Annotated in this window: 17 protein-coding genes and 1 riboswitch; of the genes, 4 read left to right on the top strand and 13 right to left on the bottom strand. The window is 42.7% G+C overall.

What is annotated here, in order from left to right:
* Nucleotides 1-23 precede the first annotated feature (23 nt).
* Nucleotides 24-944, bottom strand: coding sequence for a phosphoserine phosphatase SerB (gene serB / locus JHD45_RS15190; protein ID WP_199477361.1), 921 nt, complete (start codon nucleotides 942-944; stop codon nucleotides 24-26).
* A 228-nt stretch (nucleotides 945-1,172) separates the two neighbouring features.
* Between serB and JHD45_RS15185 the strand changes: the two genes are divergently transcribed.
* Nucleotides 1,173-2,618: an AhpA/YtjB family protein gene (locus JHD45_RS15185; RefSeq protein ID WP_199477360.1), complete on the top strand. Its 1,446-nt coding sequence runs from the start codon at nucleotides 1,173-1,175 to the stop codon at nucleotides 2,616-2,618.
* A 128-nt stretch (nucleotides 2,619-2,746) separates the two neighbouring features.
* On the opposite strand, the gene JHD45_RS15180 is transcribed toward JHD45_RS15185, so the two are convergent.
* From JHD45_RS15180 to JHD45_RS15145, 8 genes are all read right to left on the bottom strand, one after another.
* The gene (locus tag JHD45_RS15180) at nucleotides 2,747-3,850 is read right to left on the bottom strand and encodes an MJ1255/VC2487 family glycosyltransferase (protein WP_199477359.1); all 1,104 of its coding nucleotides are present in this window, start codon (nucleotides 3,848-3,850) and stop codon (nucleotides 2,747-2,749) included.
* Complete coding sequence (locus tag JHD45_RS15175; protein WP_199477358.1) at nucleotides 3,847-4,362, bottom strand: phosphatase PAP2 family protein; 516 nt, start codon at nucleotides 4,360-4,362, stop codon at nucleotides 3,847-3,849. The genes JHD45_RS15180 and JHD45_RS15175 overlap by 4 nt, the downstream gene beginning before the upstream one ends.
* A 189-nt stretch (nucleotides 4,363-4,551) precedes the next feature.
* Nucleotides 4,552-5,520 (bottom strand): phospholipase A, encoded by a 969-nt coding sequence (locus JHD45_RS15170; protein WP_199477357.1) that lies wholly within the window; start codon nucleotides 5,518-5,520, stop codon nucleotides 4,552-4,554.
* 53 nt (nucleotides 5,521-5,573) lie between these two features.
* Nucleotides 5,574-5,909 carry a 5-carboxymethyl-2-hydroxymuconate Delta-isomerase gene (locus JHD45_RS15165; protein WP_199477356.1) on the bottom strand — a complete coding sequence of 112 codons (336 nt, stop codon included), beginning with the start codon at nucleotides 5,907-5,909 and terminating at the stop codon, nucleotides 5,574-5,576.
* A 99-nt stretch (nucleotides 5,910-6,008) separates the two neighbouring features.
* The gene (locus JHD45_RS15160) at nucleotides 6,009-6,944 is read right to left on the bottom strand and encodes a 2-hydroxyacid dehydrogenase (protein WP_199477355.1); all 936 of its coding nucleotides are present in this window, start codon (nucleotides 6,942-6,944) and stop codon (nucleotides 6,009-6,011) included.
* A 144-nt stretch (nucleotides 6,945-7,088) separates the two neighbouring features.
* Nucleotides 7,089-8,660, bottom strand: a complete 1,572-nt coding sequence (locus JHD45_RS15155; RefSeq protein WP_199477354.1) for an FMN-binding glutamate synthase family protein — start codon at nucleotides 8,658-8,660, stop codon at nucleotides 7,089-7,091.
* A gap of 165 nt (nucleotides 8,661-8,825) precedes the next feature.
* Nucleotides 8,826-11,222 (bottom strand): putative bifunctional diguanylate cyclase/phosphodiesterase, encoded by a 2,397-nt coding sequence (locus JHD45_RS15150; RefSeq protein ID WP_199477353.1) that lies wholly within the window; start codon nucleotides 11,220-11,222, stop codon nucleotides 8,826-8,828.
* Between the two features lie 205 nt (nucleotides 11,223-11,427).
* A complete protein-coding gene (locus JHD45_RS15145) occupies nucleotides 11,428-12,630 on the bottom strand; it encodes an MFS transporter (RefSeq protein ID WP_199477352.1) in 1,203 nt (400 codons plus the stop codon).
* 101 nt (nucleotides 12,631-12,731) lie between these two features.
* On the opposite strand from JHD45_RS15145, the gene JHD45_RS15140 reads away from it, so the two are divergent.
* A complete protein-coding gene (locus JHD45_RS15140) occupies nucleotides 12,732-13,610 on the top strand; it encodes a LysR family transcriptional regulator (protein WP_199477351.1) in 879 nt (292 codons plus the stop codon).
* 105 nt (nucleotides 13,611-13,715) lie between these two features.
* On the opposite strand, the gene JHD45_RS15135 is transcribed toward JHD45_RS15140, so the two are convergent.
* From JHD45_RS15135 to yegD, 3 genes are all read right to left on the bottom strand, one after another.
* Nucleotides 13,716-14,390, bottom strand: coding sequence for an energy-coupling factor ABC transporter permease (locus JHD45_RS15135; RefSeq protein WP_199477350.1), 675 nt, complete (start codon nucleotides 14,388-14,390; stop codon nucleotides 13,716-13,718).
* 75 nt (nucleotides 14,391-14,465) lie between these two features.
* Nucleotides 14,466-14,661, bottom strand: a riboswitch (cobalamin riboswitch).
* 96 nt (nucleotides 14,662-14,757) lie between these two features.
* A complete protein-coding gene (locus JHD45_RS15130) occupies nucleotides 14,758-15,819 on the bottom strand; it encodes an FUSC family protein (RefSeq protein ID WP_199477349.1) in 1,062 nt (353 codons plus the stop codon).
* 137 nt (nucleotides 15,820-15,956) lie between these two features.
* Nucleotides 15,957-17,321: a molecular chaperone gene (gene yegD, locus JHD45_RS15125; RefSeq protein WP_199477348.1), complete on the bottom strand. Its 1,365-nt coding sequence runs from the start codon at nucleotides 17,319-17,321 to the stop codon at nucleotides 15,957-15,959.
* Nucleotides 17,322-17,815: 494 nt separating this feature from the next.
* Here yegD and JHD45_RS15120 point away from each other — a divergent pair, with 494 nt between their 5' ends.
* Nucleotides 17,816-19,732, top strand: coding sequence for a methyl-accepting chemotaxis protein (locus tag JHD45_RS15120; protein ID WP_199477347.1), 1,917 nt, complete (start codon nucleotides 17,816-17,818; stop codon nucleotides 19,730-19,732).
* A 90-nt stretch (nucleotides 19,733-19,822) separates the two neighbouring features.
* Here the strand turns inward: JHD45_RS15120 and JHD45_RS15115 are convergent, their stop codons facing one another.
* The gene (locus JHD45_RS15115) at nucleotides 19,823-20,401 is read right to left on the bottom strand and encodes an NnrU family protein (protein WP_199477346.1); all 579 of its coding nucleotides are present in this window, start codon (nucleotides 20,399-20,401) and stop codon (nucleotides 19,823-19,825) included.
* A 554-nt stretch (nucleotides 20,402-20,955) separates the two neighbouring features.
* Between JHD45_RS15115 and JHD45_RS15110 the strand changes: the two genes are divergently transcribed.
* Nucleotides 20,956-22,428, top strand: a complete 1,473-nt coding sequence (locus tag JHD45_RS15110; protein ID WP_199477345.1) for a diguanylate cyclase — start codon at nucleotides 20,956-20,958, stop codon at nucleotides 22,426-22,428.
* Nucleotides 22,429-22,617 lie beyond the last annotated feature (189 nt).

The raw sequence follows: 22,617 nt of genomic DNA, 5'->3' as shown, positions 1-22,617 counted from the left end.
TTGTATTGGGCAAAGCCCTATTGTTATTTTTCTAAAATCGCTCTTATATCATCACTAGACAAACCTAGAAGATATAAAATGCCATCTAATCCCAAGGTGTTTATCGGGCAAGGTGCTTGCTTTCTGACAAGAGGCTTAGCATGTAAAGCGACGCCTAACGCAGCTTTCTTCAGCATTAACAAGTCGTTTGCACCATCGCCACAGGCAATCGTTTGAGACCATCCACATCCCGTCTCTTCTACCAGAGCGTCTAACAAGTCAGCTTTACGCTGCGCATCGACAATAGGCCCCATATGCTTGCCCGTTAACTTGCCATCGACAATCTCTAGAACATTCGCATGAGCCTCATGCATTTGATGCTCGGCTCGCACTCGATCTGCAAAGAACGAAAAACCACCAGATAAAATTGCTGTACGCCACCCAAAGTGGTGCAACACTTTCATCAGAGGACCAATCCCTTCCATATGAACGATGCGTTGATACACGCCATCCATTACATCACAGCTTAATCCTTCTAATAAAGAAAGGCGCTGAACAAAACTCTCAACAAAATCAATCTCACCGCGCATGGCACTTGCCGTAACCGCCGCAACCTGTTCGCCGATGCCCATCTCTATCGCCAACTCATCCATGACTTCTGCTTTGATCAGAGTAGAATCCATATCAAATACGGCGACACCCGCCTGTCTAATATCCAGCGTAGACGATTGGTAAATATGATCAATTTGCGTGTCATCTGACCGCATAAGCAAGGCATTACGAAAGCTTTCTAGACGATCATCCCCTATGGGGTTTGCTAACGTCATTCGCACAACAGATACAGCTTCAGACTCTTGAGTTAGAAAAGTGGCATGACCTTCAACCGCTTGTTCTTTTAGCCATGTAGTAAACTGAGTCAAATAAGTTGCATCAAAGGCACCCATTAACGTGATATTGGCAGACATAACCACTCCTTAAAAAGAATCTGACCACTATAACAAATCAGTTTGCAGAAACTAAGTACTAGACACGATAACAAACGAACATCAATGATTTATTTTTGGCACTGACGGATACATCTATACTGAAAGGAACCTTTTTTTGCATTTTCCTTTACTCAAACAGTAAAGAAAAACAGAGCCTCCAAGTGTATACTTGACTGATTGTTTTATAAGTAAATTTAAAGGGCATCAATGCAGACGCAAATGAAAAGCAACAAAGCCATCGCTTTCCTTCATAAAAAGCTATCGGCGTCAGCAATTACCATCACAACGTTTATGTCTTTGATGATAATAACGGTGGGGCTTTTTTGGTTTACCATCACCCAAGCCTTAGAAAACTACTTGGATCAACAGATCGATGTATTAGGCAACAGCTTAGCCACTCAAGCCGCTTTCAACGCGACTCAATCGATTTTAACGAATGATTTACTCAGTCTGAATGTCCTGCTCAATCGTCTTGTATTGGATGATAATATTTTAAGTGCTCGTGTTTATAATAAAAAAGATGAGCTATTAGCCGAAGCCAGCAGCGGTAACGCTAAGCAGCCAACGAATGCCGATTTTCGCCCTTCTAAAACACACAGGGTGTATACCTCAAGCATTCGCTTTCAAGATGATGTCGTCGGCCATGTCCTCATCACGCTAGACAAAACACCAGCGCAAGAGACTCTTAAACACCTCACCAACTTATTAATCGGCGTCTCGATTTTTATATGCGCCATCGCACTATTGCTTGTGGTTTTAGTCACTCGCTGGCTATTTTCTCCCATCAATGATGCCACCGACGCCCTATACGCCTTAGCAAAGGGTCATCATGATGCGAAATTACCTAACGCAGCCTTCAAAGAAGCCAGAGCGCTGTGTCACGCAATTCATGAAGCGCAAAACCTTGAATGGCCCAAACCTGAACCGATAGATGAACCAATTTCTGACGACATCACAGGGATACCAGCGAAAACACAATTAGAAATCGATTTTGAAACCATTTTAGCAGAGTCAAAACGGCGCAGCTGTATGCTTTTCATCGACATTCTCAATATTAATGAATGGCACGAAAACATGACACCGCTTCAGGTTGCCAACTTACTTACTCCCATTTACCGTGCGATTTTCCAAACAACCGAACGCTTTCATGGGCAAGTCCACCAATATCAAGACGACTCCGTTCTCATCCTGTTTAATGCAGAGGACACAGGCGATCATTTATATATGGAAGCCATTAGTGCCGCCCACGTCATTATCGGTTTAACGGAAGCCCTATTAGAAAACGAATTATACCATGACGCTCCCGCCTTGAACCTCCACCTCGGATTACACAAGGGAACGCCTCATATTACAGAGATGATGAAAAATGACACGTTTGATGCAGATGAAATAGGCGAACTAATGGATGACATCACCAAACTCACTCAATCCACCAGCATTAATAAACTGGTCATCAGTGAACAGGTTTTCACCATGAACGATATACAAAACCGAGTGTTTACCAGTTTGCCAGAGATCATTGACATAGATGAAAATGAAATCTTAATTTATGAAGTAAAAGGTCTGGCTGAAAAATATCAAAAACGTGTCTATCAATATATCAAAGAGATCAACCGAGCTGATGAAAACTTAGCGTTAGATGCAAACAACTAATTCAGGCCTCCCCCGTTACAAACGTATAAAAAAAGGTTTTAGCAATACCGATAAGCCACAAAATACGCCTCCCTAGCACTGCTAAAGAGGCGTTTAATGCTCTTCTGTCCTGTAGTCCTGAAATAGGTTTACACTAGGACTGTACGTTGCCGCCGACGCAAGCCTGCGGTGGTCGAGCCATCAAAACTAAAATCAATATCACCGGACAAACTGGACGTTTGTGCCCACAACTGTTCACATAAAGTTGATAATTTCGTGTCATTTCCTTTCTGAAGCCAGCCCACAACAGCCCGCGCCACATTGGGATAATTTACCTGAACGACCCGACTACTCTCTAACCAATTCTGAATAATCGATGAACTCAATGTGCTACTGGTGTGTGCAAGTTTTAGATACTCCAAAGCAATAGCATTTGAATGTTGTTCTATTTGACCTTGAAGTGGTTTAGCTAAAATACGACGCCCCAACTGCAATGCCTCTGAGTTCAATTCAAACCCAGCATTGCACAAGACAGATTCACACTCACTTAAATTGTTATGAAACTCAATGCGACTGAAAGGAAAGACTTCTATATTGCCATAGACACCAGGCTCAATGTCTTTACAGTGCATACGAAAATGGTAATTCGGTACCCCTTCCAACCATTCCATGACTTCTTCGCTGTCCTCAAAAGGCAAATAGACTAAGACATGATCATCTTTAGGGTTATTATGTTTGTTATCCATGAGAATCAGAGGCGGCAAAATTGCATGATCAAAATGATGCCAGTGAGCACCAAGCTGAGTGGTCGCAGGAGCAAAATGCATCATAATCCATTGAGCGATACGACTCCCTTTGAATTGCGGAATGTTATGATGAAATGCATATTGGTGACCAAACCCAACACTAGGGGTTCCTTGGCGTTTCGCCGCCCAAGCAACAATGGGCTCAAAATCCGTAATTACCAAATCATAAGAGCGAGTATTAATAGTTCGAATGTCTTTCAGTAACTTCACGACATTGGCTTTTCGACATGTAGAGACAATGTCCAGCTTGCCATTTCGCGCCACAAAGCTCAAACCCTGAAAGGTTTGATACTCCCCAAAGACGTCCATATCAAAGTAATCTTTTGCGTCTCGTCCTGAAAAAATATAATCCACGTCAATGCCTGCTCGGTGAAACTCAGCTGCCATTGAACGTGCACGAGTAATATGGCCATTGCCAGTCCCTTGAACGCCGTACAAAATTCTCACACCAATACTCCTACCATGATGGCCGCGCAAGCTGTTCCAAGTAATGCTCCCATTACCGTATCCGTTGGAAAGTGAACGCCTAAAAATATCCGAGACAGTCCTACATGACTGGCCCAGACATACAATAAAACACTAAACTCGGGGAAAAATTTGCTTAAACAATAGGCAATAAAAAATGCTCCCGAAGTATGACCTGAAGGAAAAGAAAACTGGTCAGATGGGATAATAAAACTACTAAAATTCTCCAAAGCCTCTGCAGGCCGATTACGCTTAAATCCCCGCTTTAAAAGAAAATACAAACAACGCTCTAATATAAACCCCATCACCAAGATCAAAACCAAGGTATTAAATTCTAACCACCATAGGGATAAAGCTAACAGCGCATACAATGGGCCATCCGCGCTAAAGGAAATAGCACGTCCAATTCGAGTAAATCCAACACGATGTTTACGTGCCATACACCAAGAAAAAGTATGTACATCTACTGCGTGGATATTTTGAAGGATATTCATACGCCACCCCGCTCATTATTTGTCTACCCCTAACATAGAATAGAAAAATGTCAGTTTAGCGGCAGTTATATGACAGCTGTATGAAGTACATACTCACCGTAAAATGATGAGGGTTTCACGGACTAGAAAAAAATGCCTCGCATGATGCGAGGCATTGAAAAAACCATTCACAATAAACAGCCCGTTAACTCATAACCAGCTTGATAACATAATCCCCACTCCCAACGTTTGTGAACTGTGGTTATAATCAAGCAACGAATCACCGTAACCATTAAAGTACTGTATGTAACCTCTCGATTTACCCCAAAGAGGGAAGGTAAAACCTAATTGTACCGACCCCTTATTACCGGATGTGCGAAGATTGTTTCGTAAGGTCATATCAAATGTATAATCGTCAATGGTATGCACCATCGTCAATTCCCCATACCCCAAATATTTTTCAATATCGGGGTTATCATCATCGGCCGCATTTTCAGGAATACGGTACCAAGGCTTGATGGAATAAACGGTATTTTCAGTCTGAAACAAAAAGTTGACGTATATACGGTTCCAAGAACGAGATAAAGCCGTTGATTGCCCATTCGATTGATGAACAATACCGTAGCTTACATAAGTCGGTTTAATACCAAAAAGACCTTTTTTGGGCTCCGTCATTAGGAACATTTCTGGCTCATAGTTGGTGTCTCTAAAGGGCGCTGAAATGCTACTATTGTAAGCTTGCCAATAAGACAGCTGAGTGTAAGCCACCCATAAACTACTGTTTTTACCAACCACATCGTATAAAACAGGCACTTTAAAGCTGAATTGAAATTTAAATTCAACATCATTTAAATCATCTGAGCTGTTTTTATCCCCTAAAAATGCCCGACTGACAGGGTGAGGATTATAGTTAAAAGGTAAAAAATAATTGGTTTTATAGGGTGTTAATACAAACGGATTATTGGCCGTTGCTTGCTCTTGTTCCATGCGTTGCTGTATAAGGCCATGGGCCTTTTTAGCACGTTCCGAAATAGGTTCAGGAACTGCTGGTTCTTCCGGCGTCGAATCATCGGAAGTATCAGATTTAGCGTTAACAGACGATTGATCCGTCAGTGCTTTACTCTCTGTTGCCCACAACAAAGAAGGTGAAAATAATATCAGTACTAGCAACCATTTCATGTTTTTGTCCTAGGGTCTCTCAGAGAAAGAGGTCAGTATTGCAGTGACAGTACTCATTTTTTTGTATAGGTTTCTTTGTCAATTTCACATATGTCGACAGTGAAGCTCACATTCACCACCTTAAAACCCTGCAAAGCATCAAGAACCAAAGAGGAAAGCATTCTTCTGCTCTCAACCGAACGGCCAGATAGCATCCGAATGGTGACATGTACAAAGGCATCGTCCTTGCCACCCGTCACAAAATTTTTGTACGCAAGCGCCCTTAATTTCAGATCTTCCTCCGCAAAAAGGCCTGAAGTAAGGCAAGCCAACTTTACCACGTCTAGCCAATCAACCGGCGGCACTTCTTGCTCTAAATTTTGACTGTATTCAATAATGCAATGAGGCATACATTAGTCCCTTGTAATGTCCGTAAAAGAGTAGCGTTAGTATACTACGGTCTTATTGCAAGCCATTCAGAAAAGTGAAAACCTTTATTTATTTCATTATTAATAACCTAATGAGGCATTAACACCTTCTGGAATAAAACCATTAGCACGATAATGCCGAATCGCCTTAGCCACTATCTGACTGGCCGAAACAGGATTCGTTGGCGCGGAAATATGCGGCAAAACAGTCACCTTCGGGTGGGACCAAAAACGGTGTGAAGTTGGCAACGGCTCTTGGGCGAAGACATCTAATACGGCATGATCCAAATGTCCATTGTCCAAGTGTTCCAACAAAGCCATCTCATCAACGATAGGACCACGGGCAAAATTAATCAGCATGGCGCCATTGGGTAACAAGGCCAATCTTTCATGATTGAGTAAACCGCGAGTACTATCCGTCAAGGGCAACAAACAAATCAAAATATCGCTGTCCTCTAACAACGCATCTAGCCCTTCTTCGCCACAATAACACGGCACGCCCTCAAAACTTTTGGCCGTTCTACTCCAACCAGACACATAAAAACCATTATCCACTAAGCGTGTTGCACTGACTTGTCCTAACGCACCCAATCCTAACACCCCGACACGTCGCTCCTGTGGTGTCACCATTGCCCGTTGATACCATGTTTTTTCACACTGCTGTTGCCTATAAAATGGCATACCACGATGCAGATACATGGTCCACGCTAACACTGCTTCAGACATGGTCTTCGCTAACTCAGGGTCAATCAAACGGACAATGGTAAATGGCATCATCGTTAATTCATCGACCATACGATCCACACCAGCCCAAACACTATGAACCCACTTTAAATTTGGCAATTGCATGAGTTCTTGCGGGTCTGGGTTGGCTACAATTGCCACGTCACATTGCGACTTTTCCACATCGGACAAAAGACTAAAAGCCACAATGGTTTCTTCAGGAAGTAGAGTCGATAACTGCTTGAGCCAAGCCGCTTGTTCGACTTCGTCTATTCGACCAACAAATGGAATCATCACAGATAGCCTTGTTTACACCTTTTCACTACAGGTTATTTACGATCCCGCCAAGACTCCTTGGCTAACATCAACCGCCTATACTTCATAAAAGTCCCTTTTAGCGGCTCAGTTGACCTTCCCTGGTACATACACCTATAGGATTTATGAACGGACGATATTTTCCACTTTTTCCGTTGTTTCTGGGGTTTCAAACCCAACAAGGTTGATAAACTCGGGGCGCACATTGGGCAAAGGGTTTACTTCTGAAAAAAGTAAAGAATGGCTCTGGTTTTCGATAATCCGAACATGCTCACGAGTAAGCTCCCTTGGCTCTTTAACGCCACAAGAATGCGCAATCAATCCGATACCATGTAACAGACCATCAGCATAGTTAGCAACCCGCTCTGATTTCTCTTGAGCCTGCAGACCTTTTTGTAAATCAGCATTATGTGTGGTAATCCCGGTTGGGCAAGTATTCTTATTACACTGTAATGCTTGAATACAGCCTAGAGAAAATAAGAAGCCCCGCGCAGAGACAACAAAATCCGCTCCTGCACTTAAAGCCCATGCGGCTTTCCCAGGCACCACTAATTTGCCGGAGGAAATAATTTTGATGTATTTTCGAAGCCCATACGCTGTCACTATGTCCACCACTTTCGGTAAACTTTCACGCAACTGCATCCCCACGTAGTCCATCAATGGCTGAGGCGCAGCCCCCGTTCCACCGTCAGAGCTGTCTATGGTGATAAAGTCAGGGCAGTAAGGTAAGCCTTTTTTATGCACTAAGTCACACAACTTCTCGAAAAAATGAAGATCCCCTACCACCATTTTAAAACCAACGGGCTTACCCGTTAAAGAACGAACGTGATGAATCATTTCTAATAGGTCTTCAATGCTCTTAATATTCTTATGACCATTAGGACTGATGGAATCACGCCCTTTAGGAATCCCTCGAATATAGGCAATCTCTTCGGTCACTTTGGCCCCTGGCAACATTCCTCCTTTACCAGGTTTCGCCCCCTGCGACATCTTTATCTCTATCATGCGTACTTGTTCATGAGCCGCAACCTTCGTCAATTTATCATCGTCTAAATTGCCTTGCTCATCACGAACACCGTATTTTGCCGTCCCTATTTGAAAGACTAAGTCACATCCACCTTCTAAATGATAAGGAGATAATCCACCCTCACCAGTATTCATCCAAATACCAGCTTTGCGAGCCCCCTTCGATAAAGCCTGTACAGCCGGTTTCGACAAGGCGCCGAAGCTCATACCGGAAATATTCACAACAGAACTGGTACGATAGGGTTTTTTGGCTGTAAATTCACCAATACAAATTTCTTTTGGCAGAGCGGCATCTTCGTCCAATGTCGGAAAAGCGCAGTTTACAAAGAAGATATCACCGGGCGTATCTAAAGAACGAGTCGAGCCAAATGCAATGGTTGTATCGACTTTTTTCGCCGCACGATAGGCCCAAGAGCGTTCCGCACGGTCAAATGGTCGTTCTTCCCGATCCATAGCGAAAAAGTATTGCCGAAAAAATTCACCTAAATGTTCGAGGAGATAACGGAAGCGCCCCACAACAGGGTAATTTCGCCTTATGGTGTGTAAAGTTTGATGAGTGTCCACCCAATACATAACACCAATCGCGATCACAAGAATAAGTAACCCAAAAAGAAACAGGATGGCTCCCCAGTGTATTGTATCAGTAGCAAGTGACGACAACATATTCATCGATAATGACCTCTAATAGAGAAAAATGTCTTTAACCTACGCAAAGACGATAAACAGAACTCAAAGCCCCTATTCACAGCCATCAAATAAGAGCTATCGTTTTTATTATTGAATGAACTCTTTAACAACGCTCACTTCAATGCTAAGAGTAAGGGATTCAGTCTATTAATTCATCTTCAAACCATGCACGCATTCGTTAACAAATTGTGAAGAAGAGACGGGGCGGCTAAATAAATATCCCTGATAGAAGTAGCAGCCTATTTCCTGTAGCCGTTCAAACTGCGCCACACTCTCAACCCCTTCCGCTAATACACTCACATTAAAAGCTTTCGATAACGCAATAATAGAGAAAACAATGGCTTCGTTCCCCTTATCACTTAGCAGATCTCTCACAAAAGACTGATCTATTTTTAATCGATTAATTGGCAATATTTTTAAATATTTCAATGATGAATAGCCTGTCCCAAAATCATCAACAGACAAGTGAACCCCCATTTCACGAATCAGGTTCATTTTTTCTAAGGAGGACTCAAGATCGGTCAGTAACATGTTCTCAGTGATCTCTAAGTCCACGCAACTGGTCGGTAATTGATACTTGTCTATTTTCTCCTTGAGCATCGCTAAAAAACCATATTGCTGAAATTGCACAGGGCTCACATTGATCGAAATACGCCAGCTAGGGAACCAGACCCCTTCTTCTAACCACTTTGACACTTGAGAAAAAGCGGTATCCATTACCCATGAACCGATATCAACAATCAATCCCAGTTCCTCAGCCAATGGGATAAAATCATTAGGGGAAATAAAGCCCTGCTCACCATCGTTCCAGCGAATTAACGCTTCTGCTCCTATTAACTCCCCAAGATTATTCACCTGTGGCTGATAATACAACTCAAATAAACCGAGTTCGATCGCTCTATGTAAAGACTTTTCCTTTTCCAATCGAAGATCTGAAATGGCTTGCATGGTATTTTCATAGATAACATAAGTATTGCGTCCAGACTCCTTCGCTCGATAAAGCGCGGTATCAGCCTGCTTAACGATGGTTTCTACTTGCCAATTTTCACCTGAAAACAATACCACCCCAATACTGGCAGAAATATGCATAGAGTGCTGGTCAATCTCCTGAGACGTTGCACAGAGAACTAATACCTTTTGAGCAAAGGCTTTAATAAACGCCTCGACTTCCGTCTGCTTATCCATCCCCATTACAAAAAAAGCAAACTCGTCCCCTCCCATGCGCGCCAAAACAATCGAGTCTCGCTCCAGTAAAGACAACTCCTCAGCCACACGTATCAAGAGCTTATCACCTACGTTATGACCAAGCGCGTCATTGATGGTACTAAATCGGTCAAGGTCGATCAGTATCAGTGCACCAAATTGGCCTTCTTGGATGTCGTGATTGAGGTAATCATCAATTTTATCCATAAGAAGCTGTCGGTTCGGTAACTTGGTCAGAGGGTCGTAATAGGCTAACTGATGAATATGTTCTTGCGCTTCGATACGTTCTGTCACGTCTCGGACCAGTAAAAGAATTTCTACTTTTCCTTGCAAGTCAAACTGCGCTAAATGGATTTCAACTGGAATGTCCTTATCCGCTCCCTTGAAAAGAGTTTCCAACGTAAGGGGCATATCGGAGGGCATTGTATCAATATGGCGCTTAATGGTATTGAAGGTCTCATCATCTAACACCTTCTGTGCAGATTGACTCAGCGTTGACTTTGCCTGTTCACCCAACATCGTTCGTGCCGCTGCATTCAAATACACTACTTTAAAATCTTGGTCTAGCAATAATATGCCATCCGCTGCATGTTCTATCACCGCGATGGAATGTGTATAACTTCGCTCTAGTTCATCTTTTGTTTTCTTAAGCTTTTGCCACAGTCGTGCAAAGCTGACATATAAACGTCCAAATTCATCAAGGCGATGACGGCGAGATAAAATATCGGGAAACGGCCGATCTAAGTCTTCTTCAATAGAAGTAAATACTTGTGTTAAACGCTCTAAAGGATGAGTAATTAAAAAATAAAAAAATACCGAAATGATAAAAGCAAACAACAAATCTTTGACCAAGTTATACATCAGGATCGAAGCATGTTTAATTAAAAAATTTTCTGCTAGCACCTGCTTTTCGGGCCAAATAATTAACTGGCCCGCTTTAAAATAAGGTTTTCGTAGAATAAGACTGCGGTGATAAGAAGACAAATCGGGGAGCAAGAAATCAGCGGTGGATTGAGAGAGGAAAAAGTGTGTCTGCGTTGACTGACCAGAAACAAACACCTTACCCGACTCATCCTTTACCTCGACACGAGCGACACTAGGATTCAGTAACAAACTGTCTATTTGCTGCTTGATAAATGTTTTGTCTAATCGAAAAGTGGCTTCAGCAATTGGTTTTTCAACAATCGTTAAAATATCACCAAAAAAGCGATTGATATTCTGTTTTTCTGTGGAAATTCCCTCTAATACCTGAACAAAACTACTCAGCAAACTCAATACAACCGCTAAAGTGAGCGTCAACACCGCCTGTTTTATAAACAAAGACCTAGACAGTCGTCCCATTCGCTTCCTTCCGCAAAAGATATGATTAGTGTATTACTCTACCTATATTGCCCATCCTTGAGCAAAACATAAATACATTTTATAGATAATTCAATGGGCAATTGCTGAGACAAGAGGACTTGTTCACATCTTCCCTAGTAATAAGATTAACACACCAAAACACTCTTAGTAGCTAGATTTTACATAATGGAACGCTTTTGTTAGGCTATCTGGTCATTGTATTAAATCCATTAGCCTGATGTAATCTAATCAAGCTGGCACCTGCTAAAACAACTATCCCCAATACAATCAGGGAACCAATGATTACTCCTTGCCACTGGTCTGTTCGCCAAAAAGGATCTAGATAGTATCCCCCCATGCTGCCACCTAAATAGTAGCCAACCAAATATAAAGAAGACGCACTGGCTTTAGCATACTTAGCATTGCGACTCACAAAACTACTCGCCGTAGAATGGCATAAGAAAAAACCAAAACAGTTTATTGCTAAACCACAAAGGATGATTTCCAAACGCGCACTAAGCGTGATTACCGAGCCCAGCATAAAAATCAATGTCCCAATCACCATAATATAGGGCTGAGCTAGCCGTTGGGCTAATCGACCAGAAACGGCCGACCCGACGGTACCAGCAAGATAGGTTAAAAATAATAAGCCAATGTATTGGGAAGACAGCTGGTACGGCTTGCTTTCTAGACGAAAGGTAATATAGCTGTACTGATTAATGAAAACAAAGAAACTCAAGCCACCAATAACGTAAGCAGTCACCAGACGACGATTGGATAAATGCCCTAGCATATTAGAAACAATTGTTGACCATTTCAAAGGCTTCGATTCGAACTGTTTTGAGGCGGGTAATAACACAATAAATGCTATTAAAAAAACCAAACTGATGCCAGCCATGGCCGCAAAGGCAGCAGATCGCCCCATCCATTCGCCAACAAAACCACCAATTAAGCGACCACCAATCCCTCCTAGTGTATTACCACCAATATATAACCCAACCGCAACCATCAGCGCCTCAGGACGGTATTCATCCCCTAAATAAGCCACCGCAATAGCGGGCAACCCTGCCAAAAAAAAGCCCTGCAAACCTCGCAACAATAAAAGTGTTTCAAAACTATGCACAACAGATAAGGCATAGGTGGTGCAAGTTACCCCCAGCAATGTCATCACCATCAGCCCTTTTCGCCCAAAGGCATCAGAAATAGGACCATAAAATAGTAAAGATATCCCCAAAGTCAGCGTGGTAATCGTGAAGCTAGCAGAGGCCTGCAACGCACTCACGTGAAACTCATTAGCAATCATTGGCAACAAAGGCTGAGTCACATAGACATTCGCAAACACCATAAATGATCCGATCACTAAAGCAATCGTCCCACGCCAAAAAGTACGACTTCCCGTTTCAACCATACTGCCCCCTTATCAATACCTTCAACTATTGATCTGCACTATACGCCTTCAGCATTTATCAATAAAATATATGTTTCTTATTCAATGCATAAAGGTTGCTGATGGATATTAAACCGCTACGCTATTTTCTTGCTATTGCACGAAATGCCAGTTTCACTAAAGCCGCTGAACAACTCAATGTGGCACAGCCTGCTGTCAGCATGGCAATGAAAAAGCTAGAACAGGAATTAGGACTGACACTAATTCATCGCAAAGAGCGAACCATTACGCTAACTGATGAAGGGCAACGCTTGGCTTACCATGCCGAAAAAATTCTGCAAGCGACCGATGACGCTCTATTGGAAATGTCCGAACTCAAGGGATTGAGCAAAGGTGAAGTACGTATTGGCATTCCCAGTATGCTTGGCTCTTATTACTTCCCTCCTATACTGATGGCGTTTCGTCATCAACACCCCAACCTCTCACTCACCGTTGTCGAAGGCGGCACATGGCAATTACAAAAAATGCTGGAAAACGGCGAATTGGATCTCAGCGTCATTGTTGCAGAAAACCTACCGGATAACATCAACACACATCAGTTACTAAAAGAAGAGATGCTGGTTGCTGTCGCCAAAGACCATCCCTTTAGCCAACGGCAGAGAGTTACCGCCGAGGAGTTTTTCGATCAGGAGTTAGTCATGTTCAAGGAGGGATACTTCCATCGCAGAATCGTCAATCGGCTCGCCCAAGAAACCAACAAGAAGCCCAAAATAGGCTTTGAAACCAACTTAATTCCCTTGATTAAATCCATCACTCGACAAGGCTTTGGTATATCAACACTGCTTAGCATGGTGATTGAACCAAAAGACGATCTGATTACTCGCCCCTTTGATCCACCTATTTGGTTAAACTTGGAAATAGCTTGGCGCAAAGACGGTTATCTATCCCAAGCTAACCGCGCCTTTTTGGATTTTCTCAGCCACCAAGCGGATCACGAGTAAGAGAGAGACGCCCACACCTCTAGCGTTCATATCCCTAAACAATAAGTAAAAACGCCCAGCAAGCTGAGCGTTTTTAAAGTACAACAATACTATCGCCCTGACGCACTATCCTTGATACAAACGTCGCTCGACAAAAGAAGAACCTTTTAGACGATCCATGCCTTTAGCGCCCCACAAGATCGCTAAATCCAACAAAGGCTCAACTAAAACTACGCTCATATAAGCAAGACCAAAACTCGCAACAGAAGACAGGTTGGCAGCAGAAAAGCCTTGTCCATAGAAAGCCCAAAAGGCGACCCAAAGCACAATACCGCCTTGATAAGTAACCGACAACTTCAACGCTTGGGCATAATCTAAATCCACATAAGCGGTTTTTTCTGGAATAACACGACGCGCTACAGCCGCCATAACAAATAAAGGCACCAATAAAGTAGTGACATTCATACCATATTGCGGCAAATCAAAAGGAGCGAATAAAACACCCTGTATTAACAGCCCCATAAATAAGCCAATCGACCCAGCAGCAGGACCAAAGATTAAAAACAAAGTTGAGCCCAGAATTAAATGCACTTCCGAGACACCAACCGCATGATGAGGTAAAACTTCAAAAAAAACGAACACCAACAAACTTGTCATGACACTACGAGCTAATAAATTAATCGCACCATGCTCTTTAATCGCATTAATAGAATATTTTGCAGACCAACCTAACGCCCCTAACGCTGTCGCATAACTCAATACTATTTTGGCTCCAGTAACAACACCTGGTTCAATATGCATAACCCTTCTCCCTAAAACACCAAACACTCACCCGTGAATGACATTTCACATCCTAATAATAGAAAGAGGTATTTATACCTCTACCACCATAAAGGCCGGTCTCCGGACTCATAAGATAATCCCCTAATCCTTCCCATTTTCACAGTGGATTAGAGCCAATATTCCATCACTTATTTACCGTTGCGGGGGCAGTACAGGGGTTGTTTCTTCCTAAAAACGCACCTGTTTCCCGTTTCACCAGTAAGCTGGCACCTTTATGAGAGGAATCGTACGTAAGAAACGAACAGTAGGCAATCAAAAACAAATCGCTAAAAGAAGAGAAATAGTCATACTGCGAAGCCTTTCGGTTATGCTTTATTACAATGCGTTATCTCGTCCCTGATAACGATGTCCGCTCATTCATGCGAGCTTCGATTTTTTTCAATAAAGATGTCCGATGGAAAATAGCACCTCCCATACAACCAATAGCACTTCCGATACAAATATCAATTAAGCGATATTCGACCAATAAGCTAGCAGGGATATTATGATTGGTTACTTCCGCCATAATCACCGTCAACGGCGTAATAAAAATCACAGCGAATCCGTAATGCTTTACAATTAAAAACTCGGTGATAAATTGAAATACAAAAACACATATCGCCAACACCCAAAAATTTGGTTCAACGATAAAAACACACCACACAACCCCCATACCAATCGTCGTGCCAGCAATGCGATGAATATTACGATGCCACACCATGCGAAATGTTGCCCCTTGCAATATAGCAGCACAAGAAATAGGTACCCAGTAAGGATTATTTAAAGACAAAGACACTGCAAATGCGTAGGAACCACCGATCAATAAGGCCATCAAAGCGGCTTCTAAAATAATCGCATTTACCCGCGAATCGGTTTCGACTTGCGTAACCGCTAATCGATTCGCCCCAATGGCCAGACTGTAAAAAAACGCCAACATGCACGACAACATCCCTCCCAATGCCACCATACCAACATGGGTAGGCAAACGGTGTAAATCAAATGGTAGCGTAATCGCCACACAACTAATTAACACAAAAAAGAAACTACCAGGGGGAGGAAGTCGATAATAACGGGTAATCAGTACCGCTAAAAAGACCAAACAAACCAAAGCCATAGAGGCAATATAAGGATTGAAACTGGCAATGGAACCCAACGTAAAACAGACCATAAAACCAAACGAGCATAATGTAATGGTCAACATACGATGTGCCGTTCTAGTGGGCGGCATATATAAAATAACCATAGCACCCATACTGGCTAAGATAGCCGTCGCGAAATCATTACTTGCTGCACCAATAAAAGCGGGAATAGCAACGCATAAAGCTGCGACCAAAGGCAAATGCCACGGCCGACTTCCTTCATTCCACACCAACAACGCTTTAAGATGCAAAAAGACACGTTTTTTCAAAAGTGATGGCCTCTATATTCCTACATAAAAATCATCGAACCGTTATAGCCGACTATAACTTGGTTAAGATAATAGTTGTAACCTTTCTTTATACTAACATGGTTTCCTTACCTTGCTTTATCGAGGATCGGAACCATTTATTTAAAGATACGCTGAGCCCACACCGTTAATCCCGCCGCAACACTGCCAAAGTGATCACCATCTAAGACCGGAACATTCCCGATTCTGTCCTGAATGGCACTACGAATAATGGGAGATTTTGCCGACCCACCCGTCATATAAATAACATCTGGTTTCACTCCAGCTTGTTGGATGGCTTCAGTCATTAAAAGCAACATTTTTTCAAGAGGAGGTTGGATAGACAGCGCAAATTGCTCACGTGTCATCAGCGTGTGTAGACCTGTTTCTATATAATCCAATCGCACTCGGTGTTCTAATGCATCGGATAATACAATTTTGGCTTCCTCAGCGTTTCTCACCAAATGGTAGTTATGTTTTTCTTCTCGTAAATGTATAAACCGCTCAATCAAAGTGGGCTCAGTTGCATCCAGACGCAACTGTTCCATTTGTAACTTGGTTTCTAGACTATTAAATGTGGCCAATGCGGACACATCATTTGTCGTAATGGCATTCCAATACAATTGAGTCGGCATAGGCAACCCGGTTTTCAACGTCGACTCCATACCAAACAAGGGCATTAACTGCTTTCCTGCAATACGAATATCTAAATCATTCCCCCCAACTCGCTCCCCCGTATGGGCAAGGAAATCGGCAGATCGATCAGATTTGATGGCGTAATCAGGGCCCATACGAACCATGGCGCAGTCGGTTGTCCCACCACCAATATCAACGACCAAAACCGTTTTGTTTTCCGTCATACTCGCTTCAAAGTCCAACCCTGCCGCAATCGGCTCATATAGGAATTCAATCTCTTTAAAGCCAGCACGCTTTCCTGCTACCGTCAGAATATCCAAAGCTTGGCGATTACTTGCTTCAGCGTCAATCCCTTGAAAATTTACCGGGCGTCCAATGACAGTATGAGTCAGTTCTTTTCCCAAACTGAGCTCTGAGCGACGCTTAATATTCTGCATCATCGCAGTGACGACGTCCTCAAAAAAGCTAATATGCTGCTCACGGAGCCCAGTTCCGCCCAAAAAAGATTTAGGAGACTTAACAAAATACCCTTCATCTGGCCATTGAAAATATTCAGCAAAGGCTGCACGCCCAAAAAACAAAGTTTGCTCATCGTCGTCTAAATCTTCTTCACGACGGACACGCTGAGCCCGAGTCAAAATATTACGACGTAATGTAACAAAGTCTTGACGCTCCTGCTCAGAGCCAATATGACGCGCTACAAACTCCGTAATCAGATCTCGATCCAATGCATAAAGCGTCGAGGGTAAAAAAGTATTGGAGCCTTCAAGCGGCACTAATTGCACGCTTGCCTCGTGCTCGATACCAATGGCACAATTTGATGTACCGTAATCAAACCCACAAATCATGACTCACCTAGAAATCAACAATAACAAACAAATAAAAGGGGGCGGAAGATAACATATAACGTCAAAAGCCGTCAGCTAATAAAACGAAAACATCGATTTCGAATAACAGAAGGCAAAAGGTTTAGAAAGTTTAGAAAGTTTAGAAAATGGTCGACTTTGACTACAATGCGGGCCTAATGCTATGTTCAAAGTACGGCATTAAGGTCTATTATTCACTCTGTATAGGCTTGCAAAGCAACCACATACAGAAAAAAGGCACTCAAAATAATAAAAAAAGCATTGTTTAAGGATTAAGAAAGGCTGATCAAGGACTCTCAGTTCTTAGTGACACTTTTATGGAGACATCATCGAAAGATGGGACTCCTACGTGTTTCTAGACTAGCGCTGTTTCTACAACTGAATAGCGTCGTCTCTCTTAAGATACCCACACACTAGTATGGGTATTCATAAGTGCTTATTGAGTCACTATCAATTAGTTTATTAATGGAGTCATCATGAAGCTTTCTCTTCAGACTAAAATTGCATTGCAGTCAATTATAGTTGCTATCGTCGTCACTCTCGGTGTCGGGATACTCTCCTATTACGAATTTCAGTCAGCGAGTCAGAATAAAGTTCGCAAAGAAGCCGCACTACAAGCCGATGCCATTTCCACTTATATAGACAGCTGGTCTACAGATAGAGCTAACGCTCTAAAAGCCATGCGCAACAAGGTGGAAGCCCTACTAAAAGCCCATCCACAGGCGGAGAACGACAATAAAGCCATTTTAGACATCCTACAGCAAGCTCAAACCAGCTTAAATTTTGGTATGACTTTTTTAGGATTAGAAGACGGGGAAATGTTTCGTCATGACCCATCTTTAAACAGCGCTGGCTACGATCCACGAGTTCGCGACTGGTATAAGGAGGCGAAAAGCAAACAAACAGCCTATGTGACAGCCCCCTATATTTCAGCATCCACCAAAAAGCTGTCTATGACATTTGTTGAACCCGTCATTGTTGACGGAGAATTTAAAGGTGCACTTGGTGGCCTTGTATTCCTGAATGATGTCATGGACAGTATACTTGCCCTAGATGTTCAGGGAGACGGTTACAGTACGCTATTTGATGCAAACGGAAAAATCATTGCCGCCCCTGATCAGTCCTTGATTTTAAAGAATGCAACCGATATATCACCCGCCTTGGATAGTAACTTCTTCAACAGTATCAACCAAGGCCCTCAGTTTAAAGCGTTCTCCCTCAATGGGAAGCCAATGCTGATGTACGCCAGTAAAATCAAAGGAAGCCCTTGGGTTTTGGGCATGATCATGCATGAAAACGTATTGAATGCCCCCATTAAAAGCCTCGGCTATAAAACGATCATTATTTCGTTAATTATCATCTTGATCGCCGCTCTCGTCGTGACACAAGTGACTCGTTTATTGTTGAAAGATTTACGCCGAGTATCCGACAGTATGGGGCAAATAGCGAATGGTGATGGGGACTTAACACAGCGCCTAACCGCCAGCTCTAAGGATGAAATTGCCGTATTGGTCGATAACTTTAACCAGTTTGTCGAACTATTGCATAGTACCATCTCTCATTTAAAAAACATTGGCCAACAACTCGCACTACAAGCCAATCAAGCCCATGAGTCCTCTAGCAACAGTGCGCTTAAACTTGAAGAGCAACAGCACAACATTACAATGGTCGCGACTGCAGTTCATCAAATGGCTCAAGCCACTCAAGAAATTGCCAATAATGCCACCGACACAGCACATAACGCGGATGAAACGGTCAATGCCAGCCGCCTAGGACAAGATCAAGTCATCAAGAGCCAAAACAGCATCCTAGCGCTCGCCACAGAAATCCAAGAAGTGGCTGAGGTCATTAACAATGTCAGTGATAATGCCAATGGCATTAGCTCGATCCTAACGACCATTTCAGGCATTGCAGAGCAGACCAACTTGCTAGCACTAAATGCTGCCATTGAAGCGGCTCGAGCTGGCGAACAAGGTCGGGGGTTTGCCGTCGTCGCCGATGAAGTGCGCGAACTCTCTCAACGCACCTACAGTTCTATTGAAGAAATCCAAAGAATGATCGAATCATTGCAAAGTACCACACAAAATGCGGTTAGCAAAATTCAGAAAAGCCATGGACAAGCCGAAGGCAGCGTCAATGATGTGAATGAGGCCAAGCAAAGCTTAGACAGTATTCAACAATCCATCAATTTGATTAATGATCGTGCAGCCCAAATCGCCACCGCCACGGAAGAACAAACGAGTGTTACATCAGAAATTAACCAAAACACTAACGATATTCAGCAGGGTTCAGTTGAGCTGGTTGAGTTATCAACACAAAGTGCGAAACGAGCCGAAGAGCTCAAAGCCTTAGCGGACGATCTCACGAAAAACATTAATAGATTCCGTACCTAAAATCATACCGTTAAGAAACTGACCCTTAAAAACAAAAATCCCCACAGGCAAGTGCCAATGGGGATTTTTTTATTATCCTTATGGCAACCATTAAACCAATGGCGCAACACCAAACAACAATTTATGAAAATAAAACACCATACCAAACCAAGCAATCATGGTGATGGTAAACGCTGCTAAGTCCATATGAATGCCGATATACCCATGCTTTACACCTTCAGCTCTATCACGACGTCGAAGTACCGCATAAGCCACGATCGACCACACCAAAAAGCTACCAAAAATAATAATATCTTCTAATTTTCCATTACTGATTAAATGAGCAAACGCCCATAATTTCACCGCTAACAGAAAGGGGCGCCCCGTCATGGCTTTCAATTTTGTACCAGGTATCAAAGCACATGCAGCGAAATAAAAAGAAACCAACATGAGCAATGAGGAGACCTGACGAATCCAACTAGGTGGCAACCAGACCCACGTCGGATCCAAGCGAACCTGTGTAAACCCCATCCAAATGAAAGCAACGGCAATCAAAGCCCCCATACCAAACCGCATTTGCCAGCGCATTTTACCATGGCGCAAGATGCCCTCTTCCCGCCACTTCGGCGCTATAATTTGCACTGAATGCAGTACAAAAAACATGACCAGACCAATCACTAAAATCAACATAAAACGCAATTCCTAACTGATAAACAAAAATCCACACCGTGTTTTATTAAAAAAGGGCGAATGACAAGTTTTTGCCACCTACTGACTCTGACGAGGATGTAGGCAATTAGGGCAATGCAGGAGCAATTGCCAAGACAAAAGAACTTGTTCGCCCTTTTTTTAAAGGAAAAACAAACACATTATACAGCGAGCACAAGAGTACCTTGTTTTCACTTATTTAAAAGCCCTTTTCTCAACCCAAACAGTGACTACTAGCAATCGACTTTATGGAAATAAGTTCAGCCACATTGTAGTGTCGCGCTAACAAACCTCAAGCCTAAAGACCAACTCTTCCGCCTATTCAAAGGAAATAACACAGTAAGACGATAAATAGTTACTCTAGAACGTTCTCAATCACTACTACTTTAGGGTACATTAAGTAACAACACCCAGACAAAAAATGTATGACAGAAGCGTCTGTATGAAAAACATGCTCTTTATTAATAGTGATCCACTAATACGAATAGTGGTCTACTAGAACGAGGCACAATGTATGTGTGGTGGCTTTTTTCTCAATGGTAATCAAAACAGGCAACTTAAATAAGCTTGTAGACAGAGAAGTAACAAGCCTTGGAAACGACATACTCGCTGCTATTTTATATAGCGCCGAGGAACTCATGACAGGCAAAGGCTGGCTGGAAGGCATCAATAAACTACTGGCTGAGCTTGGCAGAGCCACTTCAGTAAGCCGCGTATGGGTTTTTCAAACCTTGGAGCTTCAACACGATTACATCCTCCAAGACTATGCCTTTGAATGGCATGCTCACAAAAAATACAAACAAATTGGTTTACCTCATTTCAACCGTTTCAAATCTCCTATTGTTGAACCTGAATACATCGCATTAATTGAAAGCCGAAAACGAGGCGAATATCAAAGCGTCATGACCCGCACTCTCCCCGATGACTGGCTAAAAAGTCATTTAGTCAGTCAAGGTGTCAAGTCTATGCTTACCCTTCCTATCATCATAGAGAATCAGTGGTGGGGCACAATAGGTCTCGATGACTGTGAAAGAGAATATAAGTGGACTGCTAACGACATCACACTACTGAGAACGGCCAGCTATTTTATTTCCAGCGCGATTGTTCGAGATAATTATCGGGCAAAGCAACATCAGCTCGATATACTAAAAGAAAATATTGCCTGCAGCAGTTGGGAGTTAGACTGGCGGCGAGGGCATCTATGGTGTACCTCAGAAGTCCTCATCCCAAACGAAAAACAAGTGACTCGCCAACTCTTTTCCCTACGCCAATGGCTAAGACGCATATACCCACCACACAGAAAACCTTTCCTTAAAACCACGCTCCAGTTTCTTAAATCGGATACATCAACATTACGTTGTGACCTTAAGATCCTACGTTTAGATGGTCAATATTGTTGGGTCGAAGTATCCAGCAGTATGGCAAAAGGCAATGGTAATATAAACAATGTTATTGCAGGTATTTGTTGGGACATTACTGCTCGAAAACGCGATGAAGAACGACTGCAACATGAAGCCACTACCGACCCTCTAACGGGGCTGGTGAATAGACGTAAGTTCGAGATACTTATGAAAAGCCATTTTATGGCATGCCCTCAACCACCACGTCCTTTCTCTTTCGCGATTCTCGATATTGATTTCTTCAAAAGCATCAATGATCGATATGGACATGCAGTGGGCGATTATGTACTAAAGCAATTTACCCAAACCATTCGTCAAATTATTCGTCCATCAGATCACTTCGCTCGCATTGGCGGGGAAGAATTTGCAATTCTTCTGCCAGACACTCCCCCAAACGACGCAACCAGCCTATTAAAAAAGATATGCCGGCATATCTTTACGCGCCCAATAACTCACCAAAACGATATCATCCATTACTCCGTCTCAATTGGCGTTGCTGTTATTGAATCCCCTAAAGCAACCGCCGATGAAGCATTTAAAGCCGCCGATCGCGCCTTATACCAAGCCAAACAAACAGGACGTAACAGAGTTATAACTGTCTTTTTATAAAAACGTCATATTTATTCTCTATTATCAATAATTTGTGAACAGTCTCTGGCTAGCCATAGACACAGGAGAACCAGAGAATATGTTATCAAGCCCAACTTAACTGAAAAAAAGACGGGGAAATAACTAAGATTGCAAAATTGCCCCAAAAAAGACTTCTCGCACGGTGGAAAAACGCCCCTTATTTGCACT

Source organism: Marinomonas spartinae (genome assembly GCF_016461715.1).
GTDB classification, from domain to species: domain Bacteria; phylum Pseudomonadota; class Gammaproteobacteria; order Pseudomonadales; family Marinomonadaceae; genus Marinomonas; species Marinomonas spartinae_A.
This window is presented reverse-complemented; position numbering and strand designations above follow the sequence as displayed.